Source organism: Enterobacter cloacae complex sp. 397G4, assembly GCF_050031515.1.
GTDB lineage: Bacteria > Pseudomonadota > Gammaproteobacteria > Enterobacterales > Enterobacteriaceae > Enterobacter > Enterobacter hormaechei_C.
In genome coordinates, this window is sequence record NZ_JBLGWE010000001.1 from 1,839,227 (window position 1) to 1,852,644 (window position 13,418).

General features: G+C 57.3%; 15 protein-coding genes. 12 read left to right on the forward strand and 3 right to left on the reverse strand.

Annotated elements, in window-relative coordinates; genetic code table 11:
- Positions 1 to 4: 4 nt before the first annotated feature.
- Together flgM and flgA are read right to left on the reverse strand one after the other, a co-directional pair.
- A complete protein-coding gene (gene flgM, locus ACQG1Y_RS08705; RefSeq protein ID WP_003858002.1) occupies positions 5 to 298 on the reverse strand; it encodes a flagellar biosynthesis anti-sigma factor FlgM in 294 nt (97 codons plus the stop codon).
- 93 nt (positions 299 to 391) lie between these two features.
- Entirely contained in the window at positions 392 to 1,051 is a 660-nt protein-coding gene (flgA, locus tag ACQG1Y_RS08710; protein ID WP_023296301.1) for a flagellar basal body P-ring formation chaperone FlgA, read from the reverse strand.
- Positions 1,052 to 1,208: 157 nt separating this feature from the next.
- On the opposite strand from flgA, the gene flgB reads away from it, so the two are divergent.
- From flgB to flgL, 11 genes are all read left to right on the forward strand, one after another.
- Complete coding sequence (flgB, locus tag ACQG1Y_RS08715) at positions 1,209 to 1,625, forward strand: flagellar basal body rod protein FlgB (RefSeq protein WP_003857999.1); 417 nt, start codon at positions 1,209 to 1,211, stop codon at positions 1,623 to 1,625.
- 3 nt (positions 1,626 to 1,628) lie between these two features.
- Positions 1,629 to 2,033, forward strand: coding sequence for a flagellar basal body rod protein FlgC (flgC, locus tag ACQG1Y_RS08720; protein WP_003857997.1), 405 nt, complete (start codon positions 1,629 to 1,631; stop codon positions 2,031 to 2,033).
- Positions 2,034 to 2,044: 11 nt separating this feature from the next.
- Entirely contained in the window at positions 2,045 to 2,755 is a 711-nt protein-coding gene (gene flgD, locus ACQG1Y_RS08725; protein WP_058689469.1) for a flagellar hook assembly protein FlgD, read from the forward strand.
- A gap of 26 nt (positions 2,756 to 2,781) precedes the next feature.
- Complete coding sequence (gene flgE, locus ACQG1Y_RS08730; protein WP_015570832.1) at positions 2,782 to 3,990, forward strand: flagellar hook protein FlgE; 1,209 nt, start codon at positions 2,782 to 2,784, stop codon at positions 3,988 to 3,990.
- A gap of 20 nt (positions 3,991 to 4,010) precedes the next feature.
- On the forward strand, positions 4,011 to 4,766 hold the full coding sequence (locus ACQG1Y_RS08735; RefSeq protein ID WP_003857990.1) for a flagellar basal body rod protein FlgF: 756 nt from the start codon (positions 4,011 to 4,013) through the stop codon (positions 4,764 to 4,766).
- An 11-nt stretch (positions 4,767 to 4,777) separates the two neighbouring features.
- Positions 4,778 to 5,560 (forward strand): flagellar basal-body rod protein FlgG, encoded by a 783-nt coding sequence (gene flgG, locus ACQG1Y_RS08740; RefSeq protein ID WP_000625853.1) that lies wholly within the window; start codon positions 4,778 to 4,780, stop codon positions 5,558 to 5,560.
- A gap of 57 nt (positions 5,561 to 5,617) precedes the next feature.
- Positions 5,618 to 6,316: a flagellar basal body L-ring protein FlgH gene (gene flgH / locus ACQG1Y_RS08745; protein WP_003857987.1), complete on the forward strand. Its 699-nt coding sequence runs from the start codon at positions 5,618 to 5,620 to the stop codon at positions 6,314 to 6,316.
- A gap of 12 nt (positions 6,317 to 6,328) precedes the next feature.
- Positions 6,329 to 7,426 carry a flagellar basal body P-ring protein FlgI gene (locus tag ACQG1Y_RS08750; protein WP_017384733.1) on the forward strand — a complete coding sequence of 366 codons (1,098 nt, stop codon included), beginning with the start codon at positions 6,329 to 6,331 and terminating at the stop codon, positions 7,424 to 7,426.
- Positions 7,427 to 8,380: a flagellar assembly peptidoglycan hydrolase FlgJ gene (flgJ, locus tag ACQG1Y_RS08755; protein ID WP_033487239.1), complete on the forward strand. Its 954-nt coding sequence runs from the start codon at positions 7,427 to 7,429 to the stop codon at positions 8,378 to 8,380.
- Between the two features lie 75 nt (positions 8,381 to 8,455).
- Entirely contained in the window at positions 8,456 to 10,096 is a 1,641-nt protein-coding gene (flgK, locus tag ACQG1Y_RS08760; RefSeq protein WP_368740929.1) for a flagellar hook-associated protein FlgK, read from the forward strand.
- Positions 10,097 to 10,112: 16 nt separating this feature from the next.
- Positions 10,113 to 11,066, forward strand: a complete 954-nt coding sequence (gene flgL / locus ACQG1Y_RS08765; RefSeq protein ID WP_017384730.1) for a flagellar hook-associated protein FlgL — start codon at positions 10,113 to 10,115, stop codon at positions 11,064 to 11,066.
- Positions 11,067 to 11,141: 75 nt separating this feature from the next.
- On the opposite strand, the gene ACQG1Y_RS08770 is transcribed toward flgL, so the two are convergent.
- Complete coding sequence (locus ACQG1Y_RS08770) at positions 11,142 to 12,353, reverse strand: MFS transporter (RefSeq protein ID WP_126495578.1); 1,212 nt, start codon at positions 12,351 to 12,353, stop codon at positions 11,142 to 11,144.
- A 94-nt stretch (positions 12,354 to 12,447) separates the two neighbouring features.
- Between ACQG1Y_RS08770 and ACQG1Y_RS08775 the strand changes: the two genes are divergently transcribed.
- Positions 12,448 to 13,401, forward strand: a complete 954-nt coding sequence (locus ACQG1Y_RS08775; protein WP_032671510.1) for a LysR family transcriptional regulator — start codon at positions 12,448 to 12,450, stop codon at positions 13,399 to 13,401.
- Positions 13,402 to 13,418: the final 17 nt, after the last annotated feature.

Here is a 13,418-nt window from a genome sequence, read left to right on the forward strand (position 1 = left end):
ACGGTTAGTTACTCTGGAGGAAACTCTGTGCGTCCTGAATCAGCGCATCAGCGATTTTGCTGGTATCCATTTTCAGTTCGCCGTTACGGATAGCCGTTTTCAGCGCTTCAACACGTTCCATATTGATATCGCTGCTGCCTGGCTGCATCAGCTTCGACTGCGCATCGCTCAGCGTGACGCTGGTGCTGTTAGCCGTCGACGTTTTTTCCAGACGCGTTTTTTGCGGGGCAGCCTCATTCGTTTCGCGAGGTTGTACAGTGCTAACCGGCTTCAGGGCTGATGTACGATCAATGCTCATAGTGTTGTCCTCATCGAGGGTTCGCGGCGTTTGCGCCTGACATCATCATTTGTTGAATATTTATCGGCAGTCGCCGCGAAATCTTTAAAAAGATTACAGGTTAATCAGAATATTCCCATCAGGACCGACCGTGCCGCTGACCACCTGGCCTGAGGACATTCTGACCCGGGCATTTTGTGCCACTGCGGCATTATTCAGCGCTTTTCCTTCACTGTTGATACTAAAGCCTTCGCCATTGGCGACCACCATCACCTGTTGTCCTGCTTTCACCCGCCACGCCTGGCGCAGCATGGATAGCTGTATCGCCTGTCCAGGAGCGACATCGCGCAGGCTGACCGCCTCCTGAGCCTGGTTGATATCCAGCATCGTCCGCGGTGGAAGCTGATCCAGACGGCCTCGCTTCAGCGTTACGCTGTCAGGTTGCAGCAGGCTGCCCCGGGGAATGGGAACGGCGGCGACAACATAATTGCCCGTCGCCTGAACCGCAACCTGTAAATAGCGTTTTTCGTTGGCGCAACGCGCCAGCACGTTCACGTTGCCCCATAAGCGGGTGCTGCCGGTCACGCTAAATGACGGGGCTTCGCAGGAAGGGTAAAGGTTAGGCGGGGTGCGCACGGTCACGCGTACGTCATCGCTGAAACCGGCCAGCTTCTGCGCAAAGAATGCATTGAGCTGGTCTTCTAACCCCTCAGCCTGCACCAGAGGGCTTAAAAGCAGTAGGGTCGCCGCCAGGCCACGTTTAAAAGTCCGCATCGCACGTTCCACCATGTCCAGAATTTAGCAAATTCTACCCGCAGTGGTTTTCCATCAACGCAACAAATAGCGACGCATTTTGCGCTTATTCCGTCGATAGGGGAGACGGGGTGAGATTTAAGCTGTGAACTGAAATTTTCTCATCAGCGGAGGAGACATGCTCGATAAACTCGACGCCGCGTTACGTTTTCAGCAGGAAGCGCTCAATTTACGCGCCCAGCGGCAGGAGATTTTAGCCGCCAATATCGCCAACGCGGATACCCCCGGGTATCAGGCGCGCGATATTGATTTTTCCAGTGAACTCAAAAAAGTGATGGAGCGTGGACGTGCCGAAGGAACGGGTGTCTCACTGGCCCTGACATCCTCACGTCATATTCCCGCTCAGGCGATGACCGCGCCAACGACCGACCTGCTTTACCGTATTCCCGATCAGCCCTCGCTTGATGGCAATACCGTCGACATGGACCGGGAGCGCACACAGTTTGCCGATAACAGCCTGCAATACCAGACAGGTCTGACGCTACTCGGCGGGCAAATTAAAGGCATGATGACCGTCCTACAGGGGGGCAATTAGTAAATGGCCTTGCTGAATATTTTTGATATCGCCGGTTCGGCATTAACGGCGCAGTCCAAACGACTGAACGTGGCCGCCAGTAACCTGGCCAACGCCGACAGCGTGACCGGCCCTGACGGGCAACCGTATCGCGCTAAACAGGTTGTCTTCCAGGTTGATGCTGCACCGGGTGCGGCAACGGGCGGCGTAAAAGTGGCGGATGTGGTTGAGAGCCAGGCGCCCGACAAGCTGGTTTACGAGCCAGGCAACCCGCTTGCGGATGCCAGCGGCTACGTGAAAATGCCGAACGTGGATGTGGTCGGGGAGATGGTGAACTCCATGTCCGCGTCGCGCAGTTACCAGGCAAATGTCGAAGTGCTTAATACCGTGAAGAGCATGATGCTCAAAACACTCACTCTCGGCCAGTAAAGGAGACACGCATGTCCATCGCCGTAAACGTGAATGACCCGACAAATACCGGCGTCAACAGCACCAGCAGTGCGACCGGTTCCAGCTCTCTCACCGGGAGCAATGCCTCCGATTTACAGAGCAGCTTTCTGACCCTGCTGGTGGCGCAGCTGAAAAATCAGGACCCGACCAATCCGATGCAGAACAACGAACTGACCACGCAGCTTGCGCAGATCAGTACCGTCAGCGGCATTGAGAAACTGAACACCACGCTCGGCTCGGTCTCCGGTCAAATCGATAACAGCCAGTCCTTGCAGGCCGCCAACCTGATCGGTCACGGGGTGATGATCCCGGGGACCACGATTCTGGCGGGCACCAGCACTACCGATGGCACGTCCACCACCACCACCACGCCGTTTGGCGTTGAGTTGCAGCAGCCGGCCGACAAAGTCACCGCCACAATCAAAGACGCCAGCGGCAACGTGGTGCGCACGATTGAGATTGGCGAGCTTAAAGCGGGCGTTCATACCTTTACCTGGGATGGCAGCCTGACCGACGGCACTAAAGCGCCTAACGGCTCGTATCAGATTGCGATTAGCGCCAGCAACGGCACCACTCAGCTGGTGGCTCAGCCGCTACAGTTTGCCCTGGTTCAGGGCGTCATCAAAGGTAGCGATGGTAACAAACTGGATTTGGGTACCTCCGGTACCACCACACTCGACGAAGTTCGGCAGATTATCTAAGCCTTCATACTTATCAGGAGTAAGTCATGGCCTTTTCTCAAGCGGTCAGCGGCCTGAATGCTGCGGCCACCAACCTGGACGTCATTGGCAACAACATCGCCAACTCCGCGACCTATGGTTTTAAATCCGGTTCTGCGTCTTTTGCAGATATGTTTGCAGGCTCTAAAGTGGGCCTGGGCGTGAAGGTTGCGGGTATCACCCAGGACTTCACCGACGGGACGACCACCAACACCGGTCGCGGTCTGGACGTCGCCATCAGCCAGAACGGTTTCTTCCGTATGGTGGATGCCAACGGTTCCGTGTTCTACAGCCGCAACGGCCAGTTCAAGCTGGATGAAAACCGTAACCTGGTGAACATGCAGGGGCTTCAGTTAACCGGTTATCCGGTTGCCGGCACGCCGCCTACGGTGCAAACCGGTGCGAATCCGCAGGCGATCTCCATCCCAACGACGCTGATGGCGGCGAAGTCCACCACCACTGCCTCTCAGCAGATCAACCTGAACTCCACCGATACCGCGCCAACCGTCGCCTTCGATCCGTCCAACCCTGACTCTTACAACAAGAAAGGCACCGTGACGGTGTTTGACAGCCAGGGTAATGCGCACAACATGAACCTGTTTTATGTCAAAAACGAGACGCCAGCTAACTCCTGGAAAGTGTATTCGCAGGACGGCAGCGTAGCGGGAGATGCAGCGAAACTGGCAACCACGCTGACCTTTAACGAGAGTGGTGTGCTGACGGGTGGCGATGATATCAAGATTACAACGGGCACCGTTCCGGGCGCGACGCCAGCCACGTTTGACATGAGTTTCGCCAACTCCATGCAGCAAAACACCGGTGCGAACAACATCGTGGCGACGAGCCAGAACGGCTATAAGCCGGGCGATCTGGTGAGCTACCAGATCAACGATGACGGTACCGTTGTCGGTAACTATTCGAACGAACAGACCCAGGTGCTGGGCCAGATCGTGCTGGCAAACTTCGCCAACAACGAAGGCCTGAAATCCGAAGGGGATAACGTCTGGTCTGCCACGCAGTCTTCCGGGGTTGCCCTGCTGGGAACCGCGGGTTCCGGTAACTTCGGCACGCTGACTAACGGTGCGCTGGAAGCCTCCAACGTCGATCTGAGTAAAGAGCTGGTGAACATGATCGTCGCGCAACGTAACTACCAGTCCAACGCGCAGACCATCAAAACCCAGGATCAGATCCTCAACACGCTGGTTAACCTGCGTTAAGCAGCTGACGGGAAAGCGCAATGGATCACGCAATATATACAGCGATGGGCGCAGCAAGCCAGACGCTCAATCAGCAAGCTGTTACCGCCAGCAACCTTGCGAACGCTTCCACGCCAGGTTTTCGTGCGCAGCTCAACGCGCTGCGTGCGGTGCCGGTAGAAGGGCTGTCATTGCCCACGCGTACGCTGGTCACCGCCTCCACGCCGGGCGCCGACATGACGCCAGGTCAGATGGATTACACCGCGCGTCCGCTGGACGTTGCCCTTCAGCAGGACGGCTGGCTGGCGGTGCAAACGGCTGACGGCGGGGAAGGGTATACCCGCAACGGTAATATCCAGGTGAGCGCCACCGGGCAGCTGACGATTCAGGGGCATCCGGTGATGGGCGAAGCCGGTCCGTTGACGGTGCCGGAAGGGTCAGAGCTGACCATTGCGGCAGACGGGACGATCTCGGCGTTAAACCCGGGCGACCCGGCGAACACCGTTGCGCCTGTCGGTCGTCTGAAGCTGGTGAAAGCGGAAGGCAACGAAGTGCAGCGTGGCGATGACGGGATGTTCCGTCTGACCCAGGCGGCGCAGGCCACGCGTGGCGCCACGTTACAGGCCGACCCGACCATCCGCGTGATGTCCGGCGTGCTGGAAGGCAGTAACGTCAAACCGGTGGAAGCCATGACCGACATGATCGCCAGCGCCCGCCGCTTCGAAATGCAGATGAAAATCATCAGCAGCGTCGATGAAAACGCAGGCAAGGCTAACCAACTTCTGGCTATGAGTTAACAGGACTCCCTATGATCAGTTCTTTATGGATCGCGAAAACCGGTCTGGACGCACAGCAAACCAATATGGATGTGATTGCCAACAACCTGGCAAACGTCAGCACCAATGGTTTCAAGCGCCAGCGTGCGGTTTTCGAAGATTTGCTTTATCAAACGATTCGTCAGCCAGGGGCGCAGTCTTCTGAGCAAACCACGCTGCCGTCCGGTCTGCAAATTGGTACCGGCGTGCGCCCGGTCGCCACCGAGCGTCTGCACAGCCAGGGCAACCTGTCCCAGACCAACAACAGTAAAGACGTTGCCATTAAAGGTCAGGGTTTCTTCCAGGTGCAGCTGCCTGACGGGACCTCCGCCTATACCCGCGATGGTTCGTTCCAGGTGGATCAGAATGGTCAGCTGGTGACGGCGGGCGGTTTCCAGGTTCAGCCTGCGATCACCATACCGGCGAACGCGCTGAGTATCACCATTGGTCGTGACGGTATCGTCAGCGTCACTCAGCAAGGTCAGGCCGCGCCGGTCCAGGTTGGACAGCTCAACCTGACCACCTTCATGAACGATACCGGACTGGAAAGCATCGGCGAGAACCTCTACACCGAAACGCAGTCTTCCGGCACGCCAAATGAAAGTACCCCGGGCCTGAACGGGGCGGGGCTGCTGTATCAGGGGTATGTGGAAACCTCGAACGTTAACGTGGCGGAAGAGCTGGTGAATATGATCCAGGTCCAGCGCGCCTATGAAATTAACAGTAAAGCAGTGTCGACGACCGACCAGATGCTGCAAAAACTGACGCAACTCTAAGGTGTAGCCCGGTGCGGTAAACGTCGCACCGGCTCCCTGTTTTCGAAGATGAAGGCAATGCAAAAAAACGCGGCGTTTCGTTATCCGATCCTGACTGTTCTGGCCGTCACCCTCAGCGGGTGTGCCTGGATCCCGTCTAAACCATTGGTACAGGGTGCGACTACCGCCCAACCCGTTCCCGGCCCCGCGCCGGTGGTGAACGGCTCTATTTTCCAGACCGCGCAGCCGATTAACTACGGTTATCAGCCGCTGTTTGAAGACCGTCGTCCGCGTAACGTTGGCGATACGCTGACCATTGTGTTGCAGGAAAACGTCAGTGCGAGTAAGAGCTCGTCGGCGAACGCCAGCCGCGACGGCAAAACCAATTTTGGCTTCGACACCGTGCCGCGCTATCTGCAAGGGCTGTTCGGCAACGCCCGTGCGGATGTGGAAGCCTCCGGCGGCAATACCTTTAACGGTAAAGGTGGTGCGAACGCCAGCAACACCTTCAGCGGAACGCTGACGGTTACGGTTGACCAGGTTCTGGTGAACGGCAACCTGCACGTGGTGGGCGAAAAACAGATCGCCATTAACCAGGGTACGGAATTCATTCGCTTCTCCGGTGTGGTTAACCCTCGCACTATCAGCGGCACCAACACCGTACCGTCCACCCAGGTGGCGGATGCGCGCATTGAGTACGTCGGCAACGGCTACATCAACGAAGCGCAAAATATGGGCTGGCTGCAACGCTTCTTCCTTAACTTATCGCCGATGTAAGCGAGGTGACCTATGTATAAATTTCTCTTCGCCGTGGCGCTGTCGCTGGTCGCTACCGTTGCGCAGGCCGATCGCATACGCGATCTCACCAGCGTGCAGGGCGTGCGCGAAAACTCGCTGATTGGCTACGGCCTGGTGGTGGGGCTGGATGGGACGGGTGACCAGACGACCCAGACGCCGTTCACCACCCAGAGCCTGAACAACATGCTCTCGCAGCTCGGTATTACCGTACCGGCCGGGACCAACATGCAGCTGAAAAACGTGGCGGCCGTGATGGTGACCGCGTCTTATCCGGCCTTTGCGCGTCAGGGGCAGACCATCGACGTGGTTGTCTCGTCGATGGGTAACGCCAAAAGCCTGCGCGGCGGTACGTTGCTGATGACGCCGCTGAAAGGCGTCGACAGCCAGGTGTATGCTCTGGCGCAGGGCAACATTCTGGTTGGCGGAGCAGGCGCGTCGGCGGGCGGCAGCAGCGTGCAGGTGAACCAGCTGAACGGGGGACGTATTACCAACGGCGCGATCATCGAACGTGAGCTGCCGACCCAGTTCGGCACCGGCAACACCATTAACCTGCAACTGAATAACGAAGACTTTACGATGGCGCAGCAGATCGCTGACACCATCAACCGCAGCCGGGGCTACGGCAGCGCCACCGCGCTGGATGCCCGTACCGTACAGATCCGCACGTCAACCGGCAGCAGCAACCAGGTGCGGTTGCTGGCCGATATCCAGAATATGGAAGTGAACGTGCCGGTACAGGATGCGAAAGTCATTATCAACTCCCGTACCGGCTCGGTGGTGATGAACCGCGAAGTGACGCTGGACAGCTGCGCCGTGGCGCAGGGCAATCTCTCCGTCACGGTTAACCGCTCGGCCAACGTCAGCCAGCCGGATACCCCGTTTGGTGGCGGTCAGACGGTAGTGACCCCGCAAACGCAGATTGATTTGCGACAGAGCGGCGGTTCGTTGCAGAGCGTGCGCTCCAGCGCCAACCTGAACAGCGTGGTGCGTGCTCTGAATGCGCTGGGTGCAACGCCAATGGATCTGATGTCCATTCTGCAATCCATGCAAAGTGCAGGCTGCCTGCGCGCCAGACTGGAAATCATCTAAATGCTGACCGATAGCAAACTGTTGACCAGTGCCGCCTGGGATGCCCAGTCGCTCAACGAGCTGAAAACCAAAGCGGGCAAGGATCCGGCGGCGAATATCCGCCCGGTTGCCCGTCAGGTGGAAGGCATGTTCGTACAGATGATGTTGAAAAGCATGCGTGAAACCCTGCCGAAAGATGGCATGTTCAGCAGCGATTCCACGCGGCTTTACACCAGCATGTACGATCAGCAGATTGCCCAGCAAATGACCGCCGGAAAGGGGCTCGGCCTGGCGGACATGATCGTGAAGCAGACCGCAGCCGCTCAGGGGCTCCCGCCTGAAGAGGCCCTGCAGCAGGTGCCGCTGAAGTTTGATCTGGAAAAGGTGACCAGTTATCAAAATCAGGCGCTGACGCAGATGGTGCGTAAGGCGATGCCGAAGCCGGCAGAAACGCGTGACGAGCCGCTCTCCGGCGACAGCAAAGACTTCCTGGCGCAGCTCTCCCTGCCGGCGCGTCTTGCCAGTGAAGAGAGCGGCGTGCCGCACCATCTGATTCTGGCGCAGGCGGCGCTGGAGTCGGGCTGGGGGCAACGTCAGATCCGCAGGGAGAACGGTGAGCCGAGCTTCAACATTTTTGGCGTGAAGGCCACCTCCAGCTGGAAAGGGCCGACCACCGAGATCACCACCACCGAATATGAGAACGGTGCGGCAGTGAAGGTGAAAGCCAAATTCCGCGTCTACAGCTCTTATCTGGAAGCGTTGTCGGATTATGTCGGGCTGCTGAGCCGGAATCCGCGCTACACCGCCGTGACCCAGGCCGCCACGCCAGAGCAGGGCGCTCAGGCATTGCAGAATGCTGGCTACGCGACCGATCCAAATTATGCGCGCAAGCTGACCAGCATGATCCAGCAGCTGAAATCTATGTCTGAGAAGGTCAGCAAAGCGTATAGCACAGATCTCGAAAATCTGTTCTGAAAGTTCTCAAGTCCCGGTGGAGGTTGCCGATAACCTTCATCAGGACTCGTGTCTGAACGTATAAAAGGAACCCCCATGTCCAGTTTGATTAACAGCGCCATGAGTGGCCTCAGTGCTGCGCAGTCGGCACTCAATACCGTCAGTAATAATATTTCAAGCTACAACGTGGCAGGTTATACCCGCCAGACCACCATTCTGGGGGCATCAAACAGCACCCTGACCGGCGGTGGCTGGGTGGGTAACGGGGTCTATGTCTCCGGTGTTCAGCGTGAATATGATGCGTTTATCACCAACCAGCTGCGCGCGGCGCAGAACCAGAGCAGTGGGCTGACCACGCGCTACCAGCAGATGTCAAAAATTGATGACGTGCTTTCTGATACCACAAACTCGCTTTCTGCCAACCTCCAGGATTTCTTTAAAAGCCTGCAAACGCTGGTGAGTAACGCAGAAGATCCGGCTGCACGCCAGACGGTACTCGGGAAGGCGGATGGTCTGGTAAACCAGTTTAAAACCAACGATCAATATCTCCGCGATCAGGATGCACAGGTCAATACGGCGATTTCTACCAGCGTCGATCAGATCAATAACTACGCGAAACAGATTGCCAATCTTAACGATCAGATCTCCCGGCTGACTGGCGTCGGTGCGGGCGCATCCCCGAATGAACTGCTCGATCAGCGCGATCAGCTGGTGAGTGAACTGAACAAGATTGTCGGTGTGAACGTCACCGTACAGGACAGCGGCACCTACAACATCTCTATCGCCAATGGTTACACACTGGTACAGGGCAGCAACGCCAGCCAGCTGGCGGCGGTGAAATCCAGTGCGGACCCAGCGCGTACAACAATTGCGTATGTGGATGCCGCTGCGGGCAACGTGGAAATCTCAGAAAAACAGATCACCACGGGGTCGCTTGGGGGGCTGTTAACGTTCCGTTCTCAGGATCTGGATCAGGCGCGAAACACCCTTAACCAGATGGCGCTGGCGTTTGCGGATGCCATGAATACCCAGCACCAGGCTGGCTTTGATGCCAACGGGGATGCAGGCGGCAAGCTGTTTGATTTTGGCTCTCCGGCAGTGCTGAGTAACGGTAAAAACACCGGAAGCGCGTCCGTTACGGCCACGATGACGGACAGTACAAAGGTTCAGGCGACAAACTATAAAGTTGAGTACAACGGTACTGACTGGACAATCACGCGTCTGTCGGACAACACCAGCTTCACGGCCAAGCCTGACGCCAGCGGTAATCTGTCGTTTGATGGTCTCAACGTTAAGATTAGCGGCTCAGCCGATAATAAAGACAGTTTCATCGTCAAACCGGTGAATGACGTCATTGTGAATATGGACGTAGCGATCAGCGACGAATCCAAACTGGCGATGGCCTCCGCGAAAGGAAGCGGCGAAAGCGACAATACCAATGGCCAGAAGCTGCTGGATTTACAGAGCGCCAAATTGGTAGGAGGGAACAAAACCTTTAACGATGCTTATGCCGCGCTGGTCAGTACGGTGGGCAGCACCACGGCGTCGCTGAAAACCAGCAGCGAAACCAAAGTTAACGTGGTGACGCAGCTGACCAAACAACAGCAGTCAATCTCCGGGGTTAACCTGGATGAAGAGTATGGCAACCTGCAACGCTATCAGCAGTACTATCTGGCGAATGCGCAGGTGCTGCAAACGGCGAGCACGCTGTTTGATGCATTGATCAATATCCGCTAAGGCTGAGGCATAAAAAATGCGTATTAGTACTCAAATGATGTATGAGCAAAGCATGCGCGGCGTGACGAACTCCCAAAGTCTCTGGCTCAGCTACGGCGAGCAGATGTCTACGGGGAAGCGTATCAACCGTCCGTCTGACGATCCGATTGCCGCCTCGCAGGCCGTTGTGCTCTCTCAGGCCCAAACGCAAAACAGCCAGTATGCGCTGGCACGCTCCTTCGCTACGACGAAAGTCTCGCTGGAAGAGAACGTGTTATCGCAAGTGACAACCGCCATCCAGGCTGCTCAGGAAAAGATTGTCAATGCGGGCAACGGTACGTTAAGTGACGATGACCGCGCTTCGCTGGCCACGAACCTGCAAGGTATTCGCGATCAGCTCATGAACCTGGCTAACAGCACGGACGGTAACGGTCGCTATATTTTTTCCGGTTACAAGACCGAAGCGGCGGCTTTCGACCAGGCGACGGGTGATTATAAGGGCGGCGGAACGCCAATCAGCCAGCAGGTTGACTCCGCGCGCACGATGCAAATTAGCCATACGGGCACTGAAGTTTTCGATAGCTTCACCAGCAATGCCAAGCCAGAGCCAGATGGTAGTGCGCCGGAAACGAATTTGTTTAAGATCCTCGACTCCGCAATTGAAGCGTTAAATACGCCGATTGGGGAGGACGAAACGAAAGCCGAGGCGTTTACGGCGGCTATTGATAAAGCCAACCGTGGCCTGAGCAACTCCCTCAACAACGTGCTGACCGTGCGCGCCGACCTCGGCATCAAGCTGGATGAGCTGGGCAAGCTGGACGCTCTGGGTGAAGACCGCGCGCTGGGTCAGACGCAGCAGATGAGTAACCTGGTTGACGTGGACTGGAACTCGGTGATTTCGTCCTACACCATGCAGCAGGCGGCGTTGCAGGCCTCGTATAAAGCCTTTAGCGATATGCAGGGTATGTCTTTGTTCCAGATGAACAAATAAGACTCTGACCTGTTTGACATGTCTTGAAACTGGGCATGTTTTGACTGCCCAACCCGTCCGGGTTGGGCATTTTTTTTACACACTTTCTGCCTGTGCGGACAGCACCCGGGCGCTTTCAATCACTCTGATAGCCAGCGCAATGGCACCACACAGGGTTGCCAGAGCCACCACGCCAGACCAGCCTGCCAGCGTATAGATATTGCTGCCTAATGCCGAACCCAGCGCCATTCCGATGAAAATGACGGTAAACAGCAGGGCGTTCAGGCGTCCGCGGGCCTGCGGCTCAAGGCTGTAGACCAGGTTCTGGTGGGCCACGAGGCTGGACTGCAAGCCGAGATCGAAACCGACCGCGGAGAGGGCAATCAGGATCAACTGACCGTGTACACCCAGTGCCGGCATCATGAACATCAGGGCAAACGAGAGGGTCACCAGCGCGGCACCCAGCTGGGTCACTTTACCGGCGCCCAGCTTATCTGCCAGACCCCCTGCCAGCGGTGCAGCCAGCGCACCAGCGGCTCCGGCAATACCAAATCCACCCGCTACGGCGCTGCCAAGGTGATACCGTTCCAGCAGCATGACCGCCAGCGTTGACCAGAATGCGCTAAAGGCAATCGACAGAAAACCCTGAGCCAGCGCCGCGCGACGCAGTGCCGGGTAACGACGCCACAGGTGCTCCATGGAGCGCATCAGCGCCGGGTAGCTCAGCGTGGAGTGAACGGCGAAGCGGGGAAGCACGGCCCACATCACCACGCCAATAAAGGCAATACTTGCGGCGGCAAGCTGATACATCACCCGCCAGCCAAAGGCTTCACCCACCACGCCGCTCACGGTTCTGGAGAGCAAAATCCCCAGCAGCAGGCCGGTCATCACCGTGCCGACCGTTTTTCCCTGTTTGCCTTCCGGCGCGAGGATCGCTGCGGCCGGGACAATATCCTGCGCCATGGTGGCGGCCATGCCAATCAGCAGGCTGGTGAGCAGCAGGGAGTGCAGTTGTCCGGTCAGGCTACAACCCAGCAGGAACAGCGCCAGGGCCGCGCTTTTTATCAGGATCAGCGTTCTGCGGTCATGACGATCGCCGAGCGGGAGCAGAAACAGGATGCCCAGGGCATAACCCGCCTGGGTGAGCGTCGGGACCATGCCCATGCCTTCGATGCTCAGATGCAGGTCTGAGCCCATCAGCGGCAGCAGAGGCTGGGCATAATAGATGGATGCCACGCTAAAGCCCGCACCGAGCGCCAGCATTAAGATTACCCAGCGGCTTACTGCCCGGGTGGTGGTTGTGTTCATAAGATGTACCTCATTCGTCGTGTGCGGCTATTTTTTATCAGTACGCCTTGCGACGGTAGCGGGCGCGGTGGTAAAACGCTTATACGTGTGGCGTATGGGTAAAAATGGTATGAAAAGGTCTGAGCGTATAGATCGGGTAGAACTGATGCGAACGTTTGTTCGCATTGTGGAGGCGGGGTCTCTTTCTGCGGCGGCACGTCAGCTGGCAACAACCCAGGCCACGGTGAGCCGACGGTTGCAGTCGCTTGAGACCATGCTGGGAGTACGTCTGATGTTGCGCACAACCCATACGACCCGGCTGACCGATGACGGCGAACGCTGCTATCAGCATGCCCGACGGGTGATTGACAGCTGGCTGGCGCTGGAAGACGAGGTAGGGCAGACGGAAGATGAACCGGTTGGGGTGCTGAGGGTGCGCGCCCCGCACGCGTTTGGCCAGGATCAGCTTCTGAAACCGTTAACCGAATTTTTACAGCGCTATCCCCAGCTTTCTGTAGAGTGGATGCTCAACGATCGCTCGGTTGATTTCCTCGGCGACAACCTTGACTGTGCTATTCGGGTGGGTGTGGAAGTCGATCCGGCAACCGTGTCCGTGCTGCTGGCTGAAGTGCCGCGCTCGGTGGTGGCTTCACCGGAATTACTGGCCCGTTACCCCGCGGTTAAAACGCCGGAAGATTTGCAGCAGCTTCCCTGGATTGCCATCAGCTCTTTTTATCAACGCCATGTGGAGCTTTTCCACGATGCATCATCTGCCCCGGCGCGGGTTACCATTACGCCACGGCTGAGTACCGACAGCCTGTATGTGGCGCGCAATACGGCACTCACCGGGCTGGGTGTGGCGGTGGTATCCAGCTGGACAGTACAGGATGATATTCAGGAAGGAAGACTGGTGCATCTACTGCCAGAGTGGCAGCCGGCAGCGTTACCGGTACATCTGGTTTACCCCTGGTCTCGTTATTATCCGGCGCGCTTGCGGCGTTTTCTGGAGCTGATGCGGCAGATAATGCCGGAGGTCACCGGAATGAGAAAGCCCCTGCAACAGCCATAAAAAAGCCGACCCGAAGG